Annotated in this window: 17 protein-coding genes; 8 read left to right on the top strand and 9 right to left on the bottom strand. The window is 59.2% G+C overall.

Going from position 1 to position 19,709, the window contains the following annotated elements:
• Positions 1–58 precede the first annotated feature (58 nt).
• The 7 genes from CBB62_08620 to CBB62_08590 form a co-directional block, all read right to left on the bottom strand.
• Positions 59–1,108 (bottom strand): pyruvate dehydrogenase (acetyl-transferring) E1 component subunit alpha, encoded by a 1,050-nt coding sequence (locus CBB62_08620; GenBank protein OUT42329.1) that lies wholly within the window; start codon positions 1,106–1,108, stop codon positions 59–61.
• 278 nt (positions 1,109–1,386) lie between these two features.
• Positions 1,387–1,716, bottom strand: a complete 330-nt coding sequence (locus CBB62_08615; GenBank protein ID OUT42328.1) for a hypothetical protein — start codon at positions 1,714–1,716, stop codon at positions 1,387–1,389.
• Positions 1,717–1,819: 103 nt separating this feature from the next.
• Positions 1,820–3,097: a phosphopyruvate hydratase gene (locus CBB62_08610; protein OUT42327.1), complete on the bottom strand. Its 1,278-nt coding sequence runs from the start codon at positions 3,095–3,097 to the stop codon at positions 1,820–1,822.
• A 28-nt stretch (positions 3,098–3,125) separates the two neighbouring features.
• A complete protein-coding gene (locus tag CBB62_08605; protein ID OUT42326.1) occupies positions 3,126–3,962 on the bottom strand; it encodes a 3-deoxy-8-phosphooctulonate synthase in 837 nt (278 codons plus the stop codon).
• Positions 3,962–5,587: a CTP synthetase gene (locus tag CBB62_08600; GenBank protein ID OUT42325.1), complete on the bottom strand. Its 1,626-nt coding sequence runs from the start codon at positions 5,585–5,587 to the stop codon at positions 3,962–3,964. Before CBB62_08600 ends, CBB62_08605 begins: the two co-directional genes overlap by 1 nt.
• Positions 5,588–5,647: 60 nt before the next feature.
• Positions 5,648–6,034 (bottom strand): preprotein translocase subunit SecG, encoded by a 387-nt coding sequence (locus CBB62_08595; protein ID OUT42324.1) that lies wholly within the window; start codon positions 6,032–6,034, stop codon positions 5,648–5,650.
• A 155-nt stretch (positions 6,035–6,189) separates the two neighbouring features.
• On the bottom strand, positions 6,190–7,008 hold the full coding sequence (locus tag CBB62_08590; GenBank protein OUT42323.1) for a triose-phosphate isomerase: 819 nt from the start codon (positions 7,006–7,008) through the stop codon (positions 6,190–6,192).
• Positions 7,009–7,137: 129 nt separating this feature from the next.
• Between CBB62_08590 and CBB62_08585 the strand changes: the two genes are divergently transcribed.
• Positions 7,138–9,039 (top strand): hypothetical protein, encoded by a 1,902-nt coding sequence (locus tag CBB62_08585; protein OUT42322.1) that lies wholly within the window; start codon positions 7,138–7,140, stop codon positions 9,037–9,039.
• 55 nt (positions 9,040–9,094) lie between these two features.
• A complete protein-coding gene (locus CBB62_08580; protein ID OUT42321.1) occupies positions 9,095–10,606 on the top strand; it encodes an anthranilate synthase component I in 1,512 nt (503 codons plus the stop codon).
• Between the two features lie 16 nt (positions 10,607–10,622).
• Here the strand turns inward: CBB62_08580 and CBB62_08575 are convergent, their stop codons facing one another.
• Positions 10,623–11,978 carry a hypothetical protein gene (locus CBB62_08575; protein ID OUT42320.1) on the bottom strand — a complete coding sequence of 452 codons (1,356 nt, stop codon included), beginning with the start codon at positions 11,976–11,978 and terminating at the stop codon, positions 10,623–10,625.
• Between the two features lie 340 nt (positions 11,979–12,318).
• Here CBB62_08575 and CBB62_08570 point away from each other — a divergent pair, with 340 nt between their 5' ends.
• The 6 genes from CBB62_08570 to CBB62_08545 all read left to right on the top strand — a co-directional run bounded on the left by CBB62_08570 (position 12,319) and on the right by CBB62_08545 (position 17,469).
• Complete coding sequence (locus tag CBB62_08570) at positions 12,319–12,924, top strand: aminodeoxychorismate/anthranilate synthase component II (protein ID OUT42319.1); 606 nt, start codon at positions 12,319–12,321, stop codon at positions 12,922–12,924.
• A 19-nt stretch (positions 12,925–12,943) separates the two neighbouring features.
• On the top strand, positions 12,944–13,978 hold the full coding sequence (locus tag CBB62_08565) for an anthranilate phosphoribosyltransferase (GenBank protein OUT42318.1): 1,035 nt from the start codon (positions 12,944–12,946) through the stop codon (positions 13,976–13,978).
• Positions 13,979–13,981: 3 nt separating this feature from the next.
• Positions 13,982–14,797, top strand: coding sequence for an indole-3-glycerol phosphate synthase (locus CBB62_08560; GenBank protein OUT42317.1), 816 nt, complete (start codon positions 13,982–13,984; stop codon positions 14,795–14,797).
• A complete protein-coding gene (locus CBB62_08555; GenBank protein ID OUT42316.1) occupies positions 14,794–15,288 on the top strand; it encodes a cyclic pyranopterin monophosphate synthase MoaC in 495 nt (164 codons plus the stop codon). Before CBB62_08560 ends, CBB62_08555 begins: the two co-directional genes overlap by 4 nt.
• A complete protein-coding gene (locus CBB62_08550) occupies positions 15,285–16,532 on the top strand; it encodes a hypothetical protein (protein ID OUT42315.1) in 1,248 nt (415 codons plus the stop codon). Before CBB62_08555 ends, CBB62_08550 begins: the two co-directional genes overlap by 4 nt.
• Positions 16,533–16,764: 232 nt before the next feature.
• Positions 16,765–17,469 carry a repressor LexA gene (locus CBB62_08545; GenBank protein OUT42314.1) on the top strand — a complete coding sequence of 235 codons (705 nt, stop codon included), beginning with the start codon at positions 16,765–16,767 and terminating at the stop codon, positions 17,467–17,469.
• 16 nt (positions 17,470–17,485) lie between these two features.
• Here the strand turns inward: CBB62_08545 and CBB62_08540 are convergent, their stop codons facing one another.
• Complete coding sequence (locus CBB62_08540; GenBank protein OUT42313.1) at positions 17,486–19,690, bottom strand: hypothetical protein; 2,205 nt, start codon at positions 19,688–19,690, stop codon at positions 17,486–17,488.
• Positions 19,691–19,709 lie beyond the last annotated feature (19 nt).

Here is a 19,709-nt window from a genome sequence, read left to right as displayed (position 1 = left end):
CGTTTCCTAAATCTGACTATCGTTTCAATGACGAAAATAATGGCTGGGCGCGGGCCGATCAGGCGTCGACGAGAACATCGGTCCAGAGTTCGGACGGGTCCGGCTCCGGGCTGTTCTGAGCGAAGTCGGCTGACTCGTTGACGATCTCCTTGATCTCCTTGTCGATCGCCTTGATGTCGTCTTCGCTGACCTTCTGGTCGAGCAGCATGGCGCGGACCTTCTCGATCGGATCGCGTTGCTGGCGGTACTCGTTCAGCTCTTCCTTGCTCCGGTATTTCGCCGGATCGGACATGGAGTGGCCACGATAGCGATAGGTCTGGGCCTCGAGGATCATGGGGCCGTTGTTGCGGACATAGTCAACGGCTTCTTCCGCCGCTGCCTGCATTGCCAGCACGTCCATGCCATCGGCCTGCTTGCCGGGGATGCCATAGGCCTCGCCGCGACGGAATAGTTCACCGGCGGAAGCGCGCTCCTGACTGGTGCCCATGCCGTATTTGTTGTTCTCAATGACGATCAGGGCCGGCAGCTTCCAGAGTGCCGCCATGTTGAGGGTCTCATAGACCTGCCCCTGGTTCACCGCACCGTCGCCGACGTAACAGACATTGATGCCGCCATCATTCTGGAATTTGTGGGCGAAAGCGAGACCGGCACCGATCGGCACCTGCGCACCGACGATACCGTGGCCGCCATAGAATTTCTTCTCGCGGCTGAACATGTGCATGGAACCACCCTTGCCGCGCGAATAACCGGTTTCACGACCGGTCAGCTCCGCCATGACGCCTTTCGGGTCCATGTCACAGGCCAGCATGTGGCCGTGGTCACGATAGCTGGTGATAACGCTGTCGGTGTCCTTCAGTTTTGACTGGATGCCGACAACAACCGCTTCCTGACCGATATAGAGGTGGCAGAAACCGCCGATCAGGCCCATGCCATACAACTGGCCTGCCTTCTCTTCAAAGCGGCGGATCAGCAGCATGTCGCGGTAGAGCTTCAGCAACTCATCCTTGCTCACCTTCGGCTTCGCAGTGCTGCGCCGTTTGGTGGCGGTCGACTTGCCCGCTGTACTGTCAGACTTTGATGATGCGCTCGAGGAACGACGCGTGGCCATAGAGATGTCTCCCAGTATCGATGACGGTGATTTGTCCGATAAGAAATCGGAAGATGCTTGTTTATCTAGCTGGCTTGCGCGTGATTGCCAGCCACCTGCCTTTAAATTCCGCCTATAGTGCTAAGAGATTCAGCGATTTTGCGCAAACCAATTTGATCTTCGTGGCAACGCAACATTCCATGATAAAACGTATAAATACATGTTAAATATCAGTGCATTGCGGATTGATGCTTAATCCGCAAATATTTTTTCCGATGCTGCGTTGCAAGATGATGTGACTACTGGGTCAGACTGTCATTGGTCATGACAACATACTCATTCGGTCGGGTGAAATTCAGCACGCGCCGCACCCGTTCCTCAAGCATGTCTGGGTCGAGGCTGTTGGTGCGCAACTGTCTGGCGCGCTTCTCCCAACCCTGCCGCTCGGTGACCAACTGATCGCGCTCGACGGCGAGATCATCCACCGTGGTCTGCAATTCGACCATGGCACGAAACCCGCTGTCACCCTGAACAGCGTGATACGCAAAATAGCCGACAATAAGCGAGCCGATGGCCGCCTGACCAATCAGCATGATGCCGGTTCGCAATCTGGATTTAATCCCTGCCATGACCTGATCGAATCACGAATGCGCCACCGGGTCAACAAACCCGATGACGCAGAGAATCGTTAGTGATGAAAGAGTTACCGCAGGGCAACCCGTCGCCAACCCGTCAGCGGCCGAAGATCGATGCGCCGGGGTAAACCGCAGCCGGCCCGAGTTCTTCTTCGATACGCAGCAGCTGGTTGTATTTCGCGGTCCGGTCGGAACGTGACAGTGAACCGGTCTTGATCTGGCCGCAGTTGGTGGCAACCGCGAGATCGGCAATGGTGCTGTCCTCGGTCTCGCCTGAACGGTGCGACATGACGGCGGTGAAACCGGCCTTGTGCGCCATCTCAACCGCTTCGAGGGTCTCGGTCAGGCTGCCGATCTGGTTCACCTTCACCAGAATTGAATTGGCGCTGCCCTTGGCGATGCCATCAGCCAGACGTGCCGGGTTGGTCACGAACAGATCATCGCCAACCAGCTGACACTTGTCACCAATGGTATCGGTCAGCAGCTTCCAGCCATCCCAGTCATCCTCGGCCATGCCGTCCTCGATCGACAGGATCGGGAATTTGCCAACCAGCTTGGCCCAGTAATCAACCATACCAGCGCTGTCGAGGCTGACGCCTTCGCCTTCAAGTTCATATTTGCCGTTCTTGTAGAATTCGGTTGAGGCGGCATCGAGCGCCAGCGCCACATCATCGCCCGGTTTGTAACCGGCTTTTTCAATTGCCTTGAGGACATAGCCGATGGCGTCTTCGGTCGAAGCAACATTCGGGGCAAAACCGCCCTCGTCGCCAACATTGGTCGCCAGACCTGCTTCCGACAGCAGTTTCTTGAGGTTATGGAACACCTCGGCCCCCATGCGCACAGCCTCACCGATGGATGGTGCACTGACCGGCATGATCATGAATTCCTGCACATCAACCGGGTTGTCGGCATGGGCACCGCCATTGATGATATTCATCATCGGCACCGGCATGGTGCGGGCAGAGGCACCACCAATATAGCGATAGAGCGACAGACCGGCATCTTCTGCCGCTGCCTTGGCAACCGCGAGGCTGACGCCGAGGATCGCATTCGCGCCGAGATTGCCCTTGTTGTCGGTGCCGTCGAGGGCGAGCATCATCTGGTCGACGATGATCTGCTCATGGGCATCCATGCCGAGCAGCGCATCCTGAATATCGGCATTCACCGCATTGACCGCGTTCTGCACGCCCTTGCCCAGATAGCGGGACTTGTCACCATCACGGAGTTCAACCGCCTCATGGGTACCGGTTGAGGCACCGGACGGCACCGCCGCACGACCGAAAGCACCGCTCTCGAGGGTAACATCAACCTCGACGGTCGGGTTACCGCGGCTGTCCAGAATTTCGCGGGCGTGAATATCAACGATAGCGGTCATGATGCGTTCTCTCGTCTGATGATTATGGTTATGAGGCTTTTATGAGATTATCGATGTCCTGCAATCTCTTGAGCAGGTCTTCCATCTGATCGATCGGCACCATGTTCGGGCCGTCGGATGGTGCATTGTCTGGGTCCTGATGGGTCTCGATGAAGACGCCGGCAACACCGACCGCAACGGCGGCGCGGGCCAGAACCGGTACGAATTCGCGCTGACCGCCGGATGATGTGCCCTGCCCACCCGGCTGTTGCACCGAATGCGTCGCATCGAAGATCACGGGATAGCCGGTTTCAGCCATGGTTGGCAGCGCGCGCATGTCCGAGACAAGCGTGTTGTAGCCGAAACTGGCACCGCGCTCGGTCAGCAGGATTTTCTCATTACCGGTCGAGGCAAGCTTGGCCGCCACATTGGCCATATCCCAGGGTGCCAGGAACTGCCCCTTTTTCACATTGATGATGGCTCCGGTATCGGCTGCGGCCAGCAACAGATCGGTCTGGCGACACAGGAAGGCCGGGATCTGGAGAATGTCGACAACAGCGGCAACCGGCTCGCACTGCTCGGCACCATGAATATCGGTCAGCACCGGTACCTGCAGTTCCTTGCGCAGATCGGCCAGGATTGGCAGACCTTTGTCGAGGCCCATGCCGCGCTTGCCGGATACCGAGGTTCGGTTCGCCTTGTCGAACGAGGTTTTATAGATGAACGGAATGCCGAGACGCCCGGTGATTTCCTGCATCTGCCCCGCCATGTCAAAGGCATGGTCCCGGCTCTCAAGCTGGCAAGGACCGGCAATCAGCACAAATGGCAGCTTGTTGCCGATCCGGATATCGCCGAGTTCAACGGTCTTTTGCATCGTGTTCAGCATCAAACCAACCGGCTCTGTTGAATGGCGGCCTGAACGAAGCTGGTAAACAGCGGATGCGGCTCGAACGGACGGGATTTCAGTTCAGGGTGGAACTGAACGCCGATGAACCACGGGTGGTCCGGCAGTTCGATCATTTCCGGCAACTGGCCGTCCGGCGACAGACCGCAGAACCGAACACCGACTTCCTCAAGTTGCTCCTTGAAGTGGATATTCACCTCATAGCGATGGCGGTGGCGTTCCTGAATCTGCTCTTTCTTGTAAATCTCATGGACCTTTGATCCCGGCAGCAGGTCACAGGGGAAAGCACCCAGACGCATGGTGCCACCCATCGGGCTGGCGGAGTTGCGTCGCTCAACCGTCCCTGCCCGCTCCCATTCGGTCATCAGACCGACAACCGGGTTCTCCATCGGGCCAAATTCGCTCGAACTGGCATCCTCAAGCCCGGCAAGATTGCGTGCTGCCTCGATGATCGCCATCTGCATGCCGAAGCAGATACCGAAATACGGGATTTTGTGTTCACGGGCGAACTGGGCGGCCTTGATCTTGCCTTCCGCGCCACGCTCACCGAAGCCACCGGGCACCAGAATGCCGTGGATGCCCTCAAGCTGCTGGAGTGTGTCTTCACGCTCAAAAATCTGGCTGTCGAGCCACTCAACGCTGACCTTGACGTTATTGGCGATACCGCCATGGTCAAGCGCCTCATTCAGCGACTTGTAGGCATCAAGCAGTGAGGTGTATTTACCGACAACCGCGATGCGGACTTCGCCTTCCGGTTCACGGACACGACTGACAACCTGCTGCCAGCGGGTCAGGTCAGGTGCCGGGGCATCAATGCCGAAATATTTCAGCACTTCATCATCCAGCCCCTGCTCATGATAGGTCATGGGGACGGCATAGATGGTGTCGACGTCACGAGCCTCAATTACGCGCTCACGGCGGATGTTGCAAAACAGGGCAATCTTGCGCCGCTCGCTCTCCGGGATCGGCTGTTCACAGCGACAGATCAGGATTTGTGGCTGGATACCGACAGACAGCAGTTCCTTGACCGAGTGCTGGGTCGGCTTGGTTTTAAGCTCACCGGCGGCGGCCAGATATGGCACCAGCGTCGCATGGATGAACAGGGCGTTTTCCGGGCCGATCTCGTTGCCGAACTGGCGGATCGCCTCCAGGAATGGCAGGCTCTCGATATCACCGACCGTGCCGCCGATTTCACAGATGATGAAATCCTCATCCGAAGTACCGGAACCGATGAACGCCTTGATCGCATCGGTGACATGGGGAATGACCTGAACCGTGGCACCGAGATAATCGCCGCGACGTTCCTTGGCGATCACTTCGGAATAGATACGGCCGGTTGTGATATTGTCGCCCTGACGTGCCGATACGCCGGTAAAACGCTCATAATGGCCGAGATCGAGATCGGTTTCGGCCCCGTCATCGGTGACGAAAACCTCACCATGCTGATAGGGGCTCATGGTGCCCGGATCGACGTTCAGATATGGATCAAGCTTGCGGATACGAGCCTTGAAGCCGCGGGCCTGCAGCAAGGCCGCCAGAGCAGCTGCCCCCAACCCCTTGCCAAGCGAAGACACCACGCCACCGGTTACAAAAATGAAGCGTGCCATAAATCGATCTGTCCCTGTGTCTGGGTTGGTATTGAGGTAACTGCTGTCCGGTCGTCAGGATTACTCGGCGATTGGAACCTGTGGTTCGGCTGGTTCCTGCGGTGCTGCCGCTTCGGGTGCTTCGCTGCCTTCCTCAGCCCCCTGATCTGTCCGAATGTCGTTGAAAACTTCCGCGCCTTCGATCTGGTCGAGGAAATTGGTGTCGGTATGGTTGCTGGCAAAGATCGCGAGCAACAGGCTGGTGCACATGAAACCGGCCGCCAGAATGGCCGTGGTGCGGGTCAGCAGGTTGGCCGTACCGCGCGCACTCATCATACCGCCGAGACCACCACCGGCGGAACTGCCGCCACCGATGCCGAGGCCACCGCCTTCCGAGCGTTGCAGCAGGATCATGCCGATAAGAGCAACGGCGATCAGCAAATGTATGACAAGAACAATGATTTCCATATTCGCACCTGGGCGAGCGGGCTAACGGCTCATGATGTTTTCGTTAATGTTGACGCCAACATAGTGATTCTTGCACGTGACGCCAGTGCTGTTTTCACCCTTTATCAGGGTAAGTTGTCAATATGCGTTTCCGGTATATATGTCGGGCCCGGTTTTCAGGCCGCATTGATGATACCGAGAAAGTCTTCCGCATTCAGACTGGCACCGCCGACGAGTGCGCCATCCACATGCTCAATAGCAAGGATTTCTGCCGCATTGCCCGGTTTCACCGACCCGCCATAGAGCAAGGGCGGTGACTGGGTATCATTGACCGCCGACGCGGCAACCTGGCTCATCATTCCGTGCATGGCTGCAATATCATCGGTTGATGGTGTGCGACCGGTACCGATGGCCCAGATCGGTTCATAGGCAATCACCACCTTGTCGACGCTGGCGGTTGCCGGTACCGAACGTTCGATCTGGATCGCCACCACATTGCCGGCATCACCGGCATCGCGCTCTGCCTCGGTCTCCCCGACACAGATGATCGGCACCAGACCGGCAGCGATTGCGGCAGCGGCCTGATCACAGACCACGTTATCGGTCTCACCATGATGCTGGCGGCGCTCCGAATGGCCGACGATGACATATTGTACGCCGATCTCGGCCAGCATGGCGGCGGCAACATCACCGGTATAGGCACCCGATTCAGCCCCGTGGCAGGTCTGCGCGCCGAGGCCGATGCGTGAACCGCTGATCCACTCGGTCGCTTCACTGAGGTAAACCGACGGCGGGCAGACCACGACGCTGGCTCTGGTTCCGGCGGTCAGGCCCGTTCTGATTCCCTCGATAAGGCCGACAGCCATCTGACGGGAGCCATTCATTTTCCAGTTACCAACGATCAGCATTTTGTCCTCGATCCGTGTTTTTCGGGGTGAATTTGCCCAATTGGAAAACCAATAGCAAATAAGTGCGAAATCCAAGTCATCAGCCATTGTCAGGCCAAGGTTGCGCTCCTATTATCCTGCGCAACCTGGGGGGTCCAGCAAGTTTTCGGCTTTTGCCGCTGTTCGGACGTACCCGATACCCTGCAACAACGCACCCTGACGAAAGCAACCCTTCTGATGATGAAAGTAGCCCGATCCACCATCGGTAAAGTTTTTATGGCCGTATTGTTCGGGTTGATGTCACTCAGTCTGTTGAGCTTCGGCGTGCCCGGCATGACCAGTATCGGCCAGCAGAATGCCGCCCTCGTTGGCGACTACAAAGTGACGGCAACCGAGCTGGATCAGGAGTTCTCCCTAGAGCTGCAGGAAGAAATGCGCCGCACCGGCACCTTCATCAACCGCATGGATGCGCTTGAGCAGGGCAAGCTCGAGGAAAGCCTCGCCCGCCTGATCCTGCGGCGGCAGATGCAGCAGGCCGCCAAGGATGCTGAAGTTCTGGTGACCGATGAAACGGTGGCGCAGAACATCCGTAACACCAAGGGCTTTCAGGATGATGACGGCAATTTCGACCGCAACCGGTTCGAGTTCATCCTCAATCAGGCGAACATCACACCCGAACTCTACGCCGCCCAGCAGAAGATTGACCTGAGCCGTGGTCAGATGAGCCAGACCATTATCAGCGGTGTGATTGCCCCTGACCTGATGGTTGATCTGCTGCGTGATTTTGAAGGCCGTGCCCGCAACATCTCCTATATCAGCCTGTCCGAGGAAACCATGCCGGTGACCGGCGAGCCGGATGAGGCCGCGCTGCAGAACCTCTATGAAACCAGTATCGAGAGTTTCCAATTGCCCGAGCGGCGCAAGGTTGCGGTCCTGCGCTTTGGCCCCACTGATGTGGAAAACCGGGTAACCGTCACCGATGAACAGGTATTGGCCGAATACAATCGCCAGATCGAGGCATTCCGCGTCGATGCCCAGCGCCGGTTTGAGCAGGTACTGGTTGATACCCCGGAACAGGCCGACGCCATTCTCGCCGCCCGTGCGGACAACGAGCCATTGCAGGAAACCGTAAGCAAGGCCCTGCCCGATCTCGATACCCCGGTACTCGAGGTTGATTGGACCGAGGAGGCAGCACTGCTGCCGGAACTGGCGGAGCAGGTCTTCAGCATGGATGTCGGCGATGTATCAGGCGCGATCCAGACCGATCTCGGCATCTTCGTTGTACGCCTGACCGGTACCAAGGAAGCTGGCACACGTCCGCTCGATGAAGTACGCGACGGCATTGTTGCCCAGCTGAAGCGCCGGAACGCCACCGAGGCGCTGTTCGATTTCAGCGCCGATATCGATCAGGCGCTTATTGCCAGCCGCCCTCTCGAAGAGATTGCCGAGGAATATGGCCTGACCCTGCACACCATTGAGGGCCTCGCCGAGGATGGCACCCAGCCATATGGCGCCACGCGGTTGGATGGTCTCGACTACAAGCTCGTTGCCGATGAGGCGTTCTACCTTGAACAGGGTGAGGTCAGCCCGCTGCTGGAGACCGGTGGCAGTGGTTATATCGCCGTCCGGGTTGAGGGCGTGACACCAGCCAGCACGGAAACAATCGATGCGGTCCATGAGCGACTGGTCGATATGTGGTTGATGCTGGAGCAGCGCAAAGTCGCCGCCGAAGCCGCCAAGGTAATCAACGAGGCACTCACCGAAGGCGCAAGCTGGGAAGATGCCATCGCGAAGGCCGGGCTGGAAGCGTCACGGATCGAGGTCAAAACAGTTACGGACATGACCCGCGGTGATGACAACGGCGATCTGCCGCCATCCCTGCGCCGCGCTGCCTTTGAGCTCGACAAGGAAGGCAGTGCCGACCGTCTGCGCATCGGCAATGCCTGGAATATCCTGCGCCTTGACGGCCTCGGACAGGTAAAAATCAGCGACAATCTGGAGGAGCAGGTCAAGGGAGCGCTGGATAATACCATTGCCTTTGATCTGCTGTCCCAGTATCAGCGGCTTCTCGATCAGCGCTATCCGGCGCGGATCAACTACAATGTTGTCAATGGGTTCCATACTCCCGGTGATAGCTGAAAACAGGACGGACCAGCAGCGTCCGGCCTGAACACGCACCAAACGGATTTCAGTCGTGAAAATCTATCCTGAGTTTTCGGCGTTCAATAAACGCTATACCGAAGATCGCCAGGCCGGGCTGATGTGGACCCGGCTGATTGCCGATCTGGAAACCCCGGTTTCAGCCTATCTCAAGCTGGCTGACGGACAGGCATACAGCTGCCTGTTCGAGAGTGTCGAGGGCGGTGCCAATATCGGTCGCTATTCGATCATTGCCATGCGCCCGGACCTGATCTGGCGCGCGGTTGACCTGAAGCCCGAAATCAATCGCAACCCGCAGCTCGACAGCAATACCTTTGAGACCGATGACCGCCCTGCGCTCGAGAGCCTGCGCGCCCTGATGGCGGAAAGCCGGATCGATCCGGAGCCGAGCCTGCCGCCAATGACTGCTGGCGGGCTGTTCGGCTATCTCGGCTATGACATGGTCCGGCTGGTCGAGAAAATACCGAATGGCAACCCGGATGAGCTGGGCCTCGCTGATGCAGTGCTCATGCGCCCGACCGTGATTGCCGTCTTTGACAATATTGATCGCACCATCACATTCGCGACACCGGTGCGCCCAACCGATGGTATGGATGCGGAAGCTGCCTATGCCGCCGGTGCCGAACGGCTGACCACTGCCCTGCAGAATCTGCGGCGCAGCACGCCGGTAACGCCGCAACTGCCCGAGGGAGAAATTCCGACCGGCGAACCGGTGTCCAACATGACGCCCGAAGACTATATGGGCGCGGTCGAGGCGGCGAAGGAATATATCCGTGCCGGTGATGCGTTCCAGATCGTACCGTCACAGCGGTTCTCGCGCCCCTTCCCGTTGCCGCCCTTCGCGCTCTATCGGGCCTTGCGGCGACTGAACCCCTCACCCTTCCTGTTCTTCGTCAATTTCGACGGTTTCAGTATTGTCGGCTCCAGCCCGGAAATTCTGGTCCGGGTACGCGATGGCAAGGTGACGATCCGTCCGCTGGCTGGCACCCGCCCGCGCGGTGCCACTGCGAAAGAGGATCAGGCACTGGCCGAAGACCTGCTCGCCGATCCGAAGGAACTTGCAGAACACCTGATGCTGCTCGACCTCGGTCGCAACGATGTGGGCCGGGTTGCCGAAATCGGCAGCGTTGAGGTTACTGAACGCTTCGTTATCGAGCGCTATTCCCATGTCATGCACATCGTCTCGAATGTCGAAGGCAAGCTTAGCGCCGATCATGATCCGTTCGATGCCCTGATGGCCGGGTTCCCGGCAGGCACCGTCAGCGGTGCACCGAAGGTCCGGGCCATGGAAATCATCGACGAGATCGAGGTTGCCAAGCGCGGCATCTATGCCGGTTGCGTCGGCTATTTCGGTGCCGATGGCAGCATGGATAACTGCATCGCGCTGCGTACTGCCGTTGTGAAGGATGGCATCATGTATGTGCAGGCCGGTGCCGGTGTCGTTGCCGACAGCGATCCTGCCAAGGAACATGAAGAGACGATCAACAAGGCAAAAGCCCTGTTCCGTGCCGCCGATGAGGCGCTCTCGATCGCCGGCGCCTCCTGAAGCTAGCTTTCAGGTATCAGCGGGCAGAAGCGGCAGCAACCTGCTGATTCTGAGCTTCCATGCGCATTTTGGCGACCGCTGAAATCGGCACCAATGCAATACCGCGCTGTTTCAAGGATGGCAGCCATTCGGCCAGTGCCTCAAGCGTCACCCGATGCGGGTGGCCGATACCGACCGCTACACCGAAATGCCGGGCGGTTGTTTCAAGCTGGGCCAAACTCCTGCGCACCGCTGCCGGATCACGGTCGTGATCGATAAATACGCTGCGCTTGGCCGTGGGCATACCGAGGCTTTCCGCCAGATCACCACCGACGCTTTTTGAGGACGTCTGGCTGTCCAGGAACATCAGCCCGCGCCGTTGCAGCTCTTTAAGTACAACCATCATCCCTTTGGTATCACTGGTGAATCTGCTGCCCATATGGTTATTGATACCGACATAGCCATCAAATGACGACAGGGCCGAGCGCAGGCGGCGCAGCAGTTCGGTTTCGGACAGACTGACCCGCATTGCCTTCGGCCCCGGATCCTGTGACGCATCATAGGGCTCCATTGGCATATGGATCAGCAACTCATGACCCGCCGCACTCGCCGCCCTGGCCTGCTCCGGCAGATTGTCGGCATAAGGCAGAAACGCCATGGTCAACGGCCCCGGCAATGCCGCGGTCCGCGTTGCCCGACTCTTGCTCAACCCCAGATCATCAATAACGATGGCTATCTTCGGCTGGTTCTTTGGCGCGGCACTGGCAACAGCATAGCGCAGCCATGGGGGCGTTTGATCCGGTGCGGCAATCATATCCTCACCAACCATGGCCTGCTGCACAACCGGCTTTGCTGCCACAACAGCAACCGGCTCGGGTTTATCCTCGGACATGACAGCGGTCTGGAGATGCGTATTGTCAATGCGACCGGCATAGACGCGGCGCACACCATCTGCCTGCACCGCCGGTCTGTCAGCAGTGGTGGTAACGGGCGTGGCTGGTACGGCAGGCTTATGCGCCGGTGCAGTGACAGCAACCGCCACTTGCTCAGGTTCCGGGGTCGGATCGACCGTTTCGGCAATCACCGCCACCTGCTCTTCCCGTATGGCATCGCGGGTTAGTGTGTGCTTGTGCGGCATGGCTGGCACTGCGCTTGCCACCACTGGCATAGCACCGCCAATCGCGGATGACAGGGCAACCCCGGCATGGTTGGTGGCGGCTACCGTTACCGACAACTCGGTCCGGGCCCAGGCACCCACTGCCGGGCTGCCCGGTAGCATACCATCACTGAAACCATGCAAGGCGGCGACATATCCGGCGGGGCTGAGCGCAATCGCACCACAGAGGGCCGAGAGCAGAATGGTGCGGGTTGTTGTTCCGGTAAGCCGAGCCATCAGCGGTCCCTTTGTGGCCTGTCGTGATCTCTTGAAATTGTGGCTGACGGCTGTTAACGGCCCGTCAGTGCTGCAACCGACCGTGCAAAATCCCGTCAGAGTCGGTCAAGCCCGACTCGTCACGACTCGAAGAAACGATACTAAGCCATTCAAATACCTTGCGCTTACCCTATCACAGCCTGTTGCATCCGGCATATCGGATATATCATCAGGCATTGCCAGAACAGAAAAACCGAAATCCGGGCATAATGCCTTGATAAGGCTTGATAGCCCGCGGTCTTACCGTGCTATACCAAGCGCAGGACCGGTGGTTGTCATCGGCAGGATATGGTCGGAAAACATGCGCGTATTGCTTATCGATAACTACGACAGCTTCACCTACAACCTCGTGCATGTCATGGGCGATGTGGGGATCGAGTCGGTGGTACACCGCAATGACGCCATTACCGTGGATGAGGCAATGGCCATGGATGTGACCGCGATTGTCATCTCCCCCGGTCCCTGCGATCCCGACCGCGCCGGTATCTGCCTTGATGTAATCGATGCCGCCGCCAAGGCCAAAAAGCCCCTGCTCGGCGTCTGCCTCGGCCATCAAGCAATCGGTCAGGCCTTTGGCGGCAAGGTCGTGCGCGCCGAAACCCCGATGCATGGCAAGACCAGCAAGGTCCGCCACGACAATACCGGGCTGTTTGCCGGGCTGCCCAATCCCTTTGTCGCCACCCGTTATCACTCACTGGTGGTCGATGCCGCGACCTCGCCCAATTCGCTGAGCATTACCGCACAGAGCAATGATGACGACCTGATCATGGGCTATCAACATGCCGAGCTGCCGCTGTTCGGCGTCCAGTTCCACCCCGAAAGCATCGCCACCGAGAATGGTCGGCAGATGTTCGCCAATTTCAAGACGCTGGCCACTGAAGCCGCGCGTCATACAACGTCCAACTGACAAGTTCACCGAAAGCTCAATGACAGATACCGTTTACGACGATGCCTCACTGCGCCCGTTTCTGGCGCGGATCAGGGACGGCAAATCACTTTCCGAAGTCGAGGCGACGGAAGCCTTCGATATCATCATGTCCGGTGCCGCCACCCCGGCCCAACTCGGCGGGTTCCTGATGGGCATGAGCGTTCGCGGCGAAACCACCGACGAGATTACCGGTGCCGCCCGGATCATGCGCCGGAAGGCCGCCACCATCTCCGCCCCGATGGGTGCGATCGATACCTGTGGCACCGGCGGTGACGGTCAGGGCACGCTCAATATCTCGACCGCGGTTTCCTTTGTCATTGCGGCCTGCGGTGTACCGGTGGCCAAGCACGGCAACCGTGCCGCCTCCTCCAAATCCGGTGCCGCCGATGTGCTCGAGGCACTGGGCGTCAATGTCATGGTCGATCCGGAAGCCGTCGAGCGTGTTCTCGCCGAGCACGGCATCGGCTTCCTGATGGCACCCAAGCATCACGCCGCCATGCGTCATGTGGTTGGCACCCGCAAGGAGTTGGGCGTTCGCACAATCTTCAACCTGCTCGGCCCCCTCGCCAATCCGGCCGGGGTCAAGCACCAGCTGCTCGGTGTCTACCATGCTGATTGGCTGGAGCCGATGGCCACTGTTCTCGGGCGTCTCGGCAGTGAATCCGCCTGGGTCGTCCATGGCTCCGACGGCCTTGATGAGCTGACCATCACCGGACCGAGCGAGGTTGCCGAACTCCGCAACGGTGTGGTGCAGCGCTTCACCGTGGCGCCTGAGGATGCAGGCCTGACCAGAGCCAGCGCCAATGCGGTACGCGGTGGCACGCCGGAACACAATGCCGCCGCGCTCAAGGAACTGCTGAATGGCGCCAAGGGTGCTTACCGCGATATTGTGGTACTGAACGCAGCGGCGGCGCTGATCGTCGCCAATCGGGCTGCCGACCTCAGGACCGGGGTCAGCTATGCCCAGACAGTACTTGATAATGGTGAGGCAAAGGCCAAACTTGATGCCCTGATCACGGCAACGGCGAACTGACCCATGGCAACTGTTCTCGATGAAATCTGCGCCGTCAAACGCAAGCATGTGGCCGCCTGCAAGGAACAGGTGTCACTGGTCACGCTTGAAGCACGGCTCGATCAGGCACCGCCGGTACGCGGCTTTGCCCGTCAGTTGCAGGATGCGGCAGCCAATGACGGCTATGGCCTGATCTGTGAAATCAAGAAAGCATCGCCGAGCAAGGGCCTGATCCGGGAGGATTTTGACCCGCCGGTATTGGCGCAGGCCTATGAACAGGGCGGTGCCACCTGCCTGTCGATCCTGACCGATGAACCGTATTTTCAGGGTGCCGACGCCTATCTGGTCGCTGCCCGTGCTGCCTCCAATCGCCCGGTGCTGCGCAAGGACTTCATGGTCGATCCCTATCAGATCGTGCAATCCCGCACCCTCGGTGCCGACTGCATTCTGCTGATTATGGCTGCGCTCAGCGATGCGGAAGCGGCAACCATGGCGAGCCTTGCCCGCTCTCTCAACATGGATGTGCTGGTCGAAGTGCATGACGGTGAGGAACTGGACCGTGCGCTGGCACTCGACACGCCACTGATCGGTATAAACAACCGTAATCTCAAGACCTTGTCCGTCGATGTGGAGACAACCATACGTCTGGCCCCTGCCGTGCCGAAGGATCGGTTGCTGGTATGCGAAAGCGGCCTTGGCGATGGTGGCACGCTTGCCCGAATGCATGAGCATGGTGCCGGTGCCTTCCTGATCGGGGAGTCCCTGATGCGACAGGCGGATGTTGCCGCAGCCACCCGCGCCTTTCTGCCGGAAACCACCTTACAGGCCGCCGCATCGTGAGCGGACAGGACAACAAGCTTAGCCATATCGGCGCCGATGGTGCCGCTCGCATGGTCGATGTCAGCGACAAACAGGTGACCAAACGCACCGCCATTGCCAAGGGCTCTGTCCGGATGTCTGCCGACACCCTGAAGCTGATTACCGACCAGAAGATCAGCAAGGGCAATGTTATCGATACCGCCCGGCTTGCCGGCATCATGGCGGCCAAACGCACCGGCGACCTGATCCCGCTCTGCCACCCGTTGCCGCTGCAGCATGTGGATCTGGATATTGTGCCGGATGATGCCTTGCCCGGCCTGCAGGTAACGGCAACCGCCACCATTACCGCCCGGACCGGGGTGGAGATGGAGGCCCTGACGGCGGTATCGCTGGCCTGTCTCACCATCTATGACATGGTCAAATCAGCCGACAAGTCACTGGTGATAAATGATATTCGCCTGACCTATAAGGATGGCGGCAAGTCCGGCACCTATCGGGCCGATGAGGCATGAACAGCAGCGCATCGTTCCTGAGCGTTGAGGCAGCGCGCGAGCGCATACTCGACCTGATCCAGCCGATACCCGGGATTGAGACCTTACCTCTCGCCAAGGCCCATGGCCGGGTTCTGGCGACAAGCCCAGCCGCACGGGTAACCCAGCCGCCTGCCCCGGTTTCAGCCATGGATGGCTATGCCATGCATGCCGAAGACGTACCGGTTGCCGGTACTGAACTCCGGCTGGTTGGGATCAGCCAGGCCGGAACACCTTTTGACGGCGACGTGCCGCGCGGTACTGCGATCCGCATTCTGACCGGTGCCGTGGTCCCGGCTGGGGCGACAACAGTGGTCATGCAGGAAGAAACGGCGGTCATCGCCGATGACATGATCCGCATCGACATCATACCTGCTGCCGGTGCCAATATCCGTGCCGCCGGCCAGGATTTCAGCGCGGGAGAGACACCGCTAGCTACAGACAAGCAACTGACTGCACGGGATATTGGCCTGCTTGCGGCGATGAACGTGCCCCAGGTGGATGTCCGCCGGAAACCGGTCGTTGCCATTCTTGCGACCGGTGACGAGATCAAAACACCCGGCAGTGCCCTGAAACCCGGTGAGATTGTCGGCAGCAGCGGCCCGGCACTGGCCGCCATGCTGGAAAGCTGGGGTTGTGAAGTACGGGATATGGGCATTGCCGCGGATAATCACGAGGCGCTTGCCGCCGGGCTGAAGGCCGCACTGGGTGCCGATCTGCTGCTGACCACAGGCGGTGTCAGTGTCGGCACCCATGACCTTGTGCGCGATGCCCTTGCCGGTTTTGCCGCCGGTGCGGATGGCAAGCTCGACTTCTGGCGCATCGCCATGCGACCCGGCAAACCGCTGATGCTTGGCCGACTTGGCGATCTGCCGGTGATTGGCCTGCCGGGCAACCCGGTATCGTCGATCGTCTGCGCCCTGCTTTTTGCCTGGCCAGCGATCCGCAAGCTGCGCGCGCTGACCGACATAACCCTGCCAACCAGACCGGCTCGATTGCTGAAACCGCTTGCCGCCAATGGCCAGAGAGAACATTACATGCGGGCCATGTTCGAGCGGGATAAAGATGGTCAGATACACGTCAAGGTGTTTGAAAGTCAGGACAGTGCACGCATGAGTACGCTTGCCCATGCCGACGGGTTGTTAATCCGGCCAATCAACGACCCGGCGCAAGATATTGGTGCGCAAGTAACAATCCTTGATTTCGCTGATTTCAACCTGCTCTAGACCACTAAAAAACCGCAGAATCCCTTGGCGCGGCATCAGCGAATCGCTAGAGTAAGCGATCGGTGAATTGCCACGATAAATAAGCCCGGCGGAAATTTTTCCAATCCTTGCTGGACAAATCAAAAGAACTTATGTAGAACAAAATTGTTTTGCATTTGTTCGTGAATTGTACCCGATCTGACTATTCATAAATCCGGCCCTCATCCGGGATCAGGTCATAAGAGGTTATGTCATGTTGACCAAGAAGCAGGCTGAGCTGCTGAAATTCATCTGCTCGCGCGTCGATGTCGATGGCATCCCGCCTTCCTTCGATGAAATGAAGGATGCGGTGGGCCTCAAATCCAAATCCGGTATTCACCGTCTGATCTCTGCGCTGGAGGAACGTGGCTTCATCCGTCGCCTGCCCCATCGCGCCCGTGCGCTTGAGGTTATCAAGCGCCCCGATGGCAGCGCCAATACGGTTGCCGCCTCTGCCCCGGCATCTGCCTCATCCGCCGCGTCCCAGGCCCCGGTATTCAACACCCCGGCTCCGGCCAATGATGACAGCACTGCTTTTGATGTGCCGATGATGGGTCGTATCGCCGCCGGTACGCCGATTGAGGCTATTCGGCAGGTCGACAACCATGTCAGCATCCCCGCCTCCCTGATCAACGCCAATATCGAAGAGGTCTATGCCCTCGAGGTAGCCGGTGACAGCATGATCGAGGCCGGTATTCTCGATGGCGATACCGTGCTGATCGAACGCTGCACCAGTGCCCATAACGGCACCATTGTGGTTGCCCTCGTCGAGGGTGAGGAAGTGACCCTCAAGCGGTTGCGCAAGAACGGCAGCGCCATTGCCCTTGAGCCCGCCAACCGGGATTACGAAACCCAGCTGTTCAGCGCTGATCAGGTGCAGGTACAGGGTCGCCTCATCGGCCTCATGCGCCAGTACTGATCCTGCAGCAGGTCACCTAACGCGTTTGCTGCCCTGATGCCCAAGGGCGATTGCCGATCAGGTCACGTACCGTGCGCACCACAAGCGTCCCGTCCTTGTCATATAGTGCCAGCCCCTGACTGCCGCGCAGGTCATTGCGGGTGATCATTTGGCTCGCCTTGCACCGATGGCTGCCGGTATGGGGCAAGAGAATGACTGCCGCCATGCCGCAATCCTCGAATATCAGTCCATGGGTTCTGGCGATACCGATCACCGGCTCATTGCCCTCGCGCACAATGCAGCCATCACCGTCACAGCGGATCAGGTCGCTTGTCTGTTCTGCCGTATTCCAGTCGGTGATTTCGGCATCGGCCAGATGCTGCCCCCATTGCCCGGCCATGAAGCTGTTGCGCCGGGTCTGGGACAGATAGAGGCCGTGTTGCGCCATATCCGTGATACCGATCAGGTCACCATCCTCACTGGCCAGCAATCGCGGCACCGGCTGCCACGGTGTGACCGTTAGTGTGATCCCGGCAAGGGCAAGACACAGCAACCCGACCGGCAGCATTCGGGCCAGCGCCAGCAATGTCAGCAGCACAACCGCACCGACCACAGCGGGTTTGACCGCCAGTGTCGCGAGACTGGCGTATGGCATGGCGGCAATATCCGCCGAGACCTGCAACAGCAGGTCAATGCCATAGCCCATGGCCAGCAACGGCCAGTGCTCAAGTCCCATCGGCATCAGCAACAGGCTAACCATACCGGTCGGGATAATCCATAGCGATGCCAGCGGCACACCGATCAGATTGCCGACGAGACCGAAGGTGGCTACCTGCTGGAAGTGATAGATGGCAAAGGGCGCGGTCGCGAGGCTGGCGACAATGGTGGTGATACATAGCCCCAGAACAAACCGCGCCAGCTTGGGCATCGCCCCTTGCCCCGGATTTTGCAGCCATACCCAGCCCTTTGCCTTAAAGAACTGATAGGTGACGATCAGCGCCGTCACGGCAGCAAATGACATCTGGAAGCTGGGTCCGGTTACCGCCTCGGGCCGGAACAGAATCAACAGAATGGCCGCCACCCCTACCAGCCGCAGGCTGAACGGATCACGGTCGAGCCAGATCGCCCCGATCCCGAGGCTGACCATGATAAACGCCCGGATCGTCGGCACCGGCGCCCCGGCCAGCAGCACATAGATTGCCGTCCCCAGCAGGGCTATCGCAGCGCTGTATTTCTTGATCGGATGGCGCAAGGCAAAACCCGGCATTGCCGCCAGCAACAGGCGACACATCAGAAACAGCCAGCCTGACATGACCCCAAGATGCAGGCCGGATATGGCGAGCAGATGCGCAATGCCGGCCCGGCGGATGGTGTCGTAGGTCTCATCCGATATACCGCCACGCTGACCGGTCAGGAGCGCGGTTGCGACCGCACCGCTCTCATCCGGCAAGGTGGCGCGTGCCGCCAGTGCAATCCGCTGACGCGCCGCCTCGACATGGGACCAGAACCCCGAACCCTGATACTCACCAACGGCCTGCAGCTTGCCGATGCTGAAGCCCACAGCACCGATCTGCTCATAAAACAGGTGCCGGGCGAAATTGTATCCGCCGGGTAGCGCTGGCCCCGGCGGTGGCCGCAGAATGGCGCGCAGGGAAACCGTCCGCCCCGGCACCAGAACCGTCTCATCCTCACCGGCCATACTGGCCGACATGCTGACCCGTACCCGCCCTGGTGTTATCTCCGGTTCCATACTGATAATCGCCACATCGGCAAGGGTCAGACGGATACGCTTGTCCTGATATTCCACATGGGTAATCTCGCCGGCCACCGTGACGGGTCGGGTTTCCTCGGCCAGTACCGGCCCTGCCACGATGCGGGTACGGATCTGTGCCGCCGAAAACCCGACAGCAACCAGCAGCAGGGCGACAAGCGCACTGTTGATGCCCTGACGTGCCCAGACCCGGTCGCTGACAGCCAGGAGCGTCACGAGCAACAGGAATGCCAGCAACGGTCCGCTCCAGACCGGTGGCTCGAATAACAGGGCGAAGTAGACGCAGACACCGGTCATCAACCCTGCCGGGGTCCAGACATACCAGCGGGATGCCCATTGATCCGGTCGGGGCAGAAACCAGTCGTGCAGCCATTGCTCCCGTCGGATCAACAGGCCACGGCGTATCGACCGCGCGAGCCGTCCGGCGCGGGATTGCCGCAGCTGTTGATCGAATGGTTCATCAAGTGGCATGAATGCCGACCCCGGTGGT

The organism is Micavibrio sp. TMED2 (genome assembly GCA_002168225.1).
Lineage (GTDB): Bacteria > Pseudomonadota > Alphaproteobacteria > TMED2 > TMED2 > TMED2.
The sequence above is the reverse complement of the archived record's forward strand: the minus strand, read 5'-3'. Positions and strand labels throughout refer to the sequence as shown.

Excerpts from the sequence above, each read along its gene's own strand:
- CBB62_08545 (OUT42314.1), top strand. The coding sequence starts at position 16,765 with ATGTTGACCAAGAAGCAGGCTGAGCTGCTGAAATTCATCTGCTCGCGC.
- CBB62_08590 (OUT42323.1), bottom strand. The coding sequence starts at position 7,008 with ATGGCTGATGACTTGGATTTCGCACTTATTTGCTATTGGTTTTCCAAT.
- CBB62_08560 (OUT42317.1), top strand. The coding sequence starts at position 13,982 with ATGGCAACTGTTCTCGATGAAATCTGCGCCGTCAAACGCAAGCATGTG.
- CBB62_08570 (OUT42319.1), top strand. The coding sequence starts at position 12,319 with ATGCGCGTATTGCTTATCGATAACTACGACAGCTTCACCTACAACCTC.
- CBB62_08600 (OUT42325.1), bottom strand. The coding sequence starts at position 5,587 with ATGGCACGCTTCATTTTTGTAACCGGTGGCGTGGTGTCTTCGCTTGGC.
- CBB62_08620 (OUT42329.1), bottom strand. The coding sequence starts at position 1,108 with ATGGCCACGCGTCGTTCCTCGAGCGCATCATCAAAGTCTGACAGTACA.
- CBB62_08550 (OUT42315.1), top strand. The coding sequence starts at position 15,285 with ATGAACAGCAGCGCATCGTTCCTGAGCGTTGAGGCAGCGCGCGAGCGC.
- CBB62_08575 (OUT42320.1), bottom strand. The coding sequence starts at position 11,978 with ATGGCTCGGCTTACCGGAACAACAACCCGCACCATTCTGCTCTCGGCC.
- CBB62_08565 (OUT42318.1), top strand. The coding sequence starts at position 12,944 with ATGACAGATACCGTTTACGACGATGCCTCACTGCGCCCGTTTCTGGCG.
- CBB62_08615 (OUT42328.1), bottom strand. The coding sequence starts at position 1,716 with ATGGCAGGGATTAAATCCAGATTGCGAACCGGCATCATGCTGATTGGT.
- CBB62_08610 (OUT42327.1), bottom strand. The coding sequence starts at position 3,097 with ATGACCGCTATCGTTGATATTCACGCCCGCGAAATTCTGGACAGCCGC.
- CBB62_08605 (OUT42326.1), bottom strand. The coding sequence starts at position 3,962 with ATGCTGAACACGATGCAAAAGACCGTTGAACTCGGCGATATCCGGATC.
- CBB62_08595 (OUT42324.1), bottom strand. The coding sequence starts at position 6,034 with ATGGAAATCATTGTTCTTGTCATACATTTGCTGATCGCCGTTGCTCTT.
- CBB62_08540 (OUT42313.1), bottom strand. The coding sequence starts at position 19,690 with ATGCCACTTGATGAACCATTCGATCAACAGCTGCGGCAATCCCGCGCC.
- CBB62_08585 (OUT42322.1), top strand. The coding sequence starts at position 7,138 with ATGATGAAAGTAGCCCGATCCACCATCGGTAAAGTTTTTATGGCCGTA.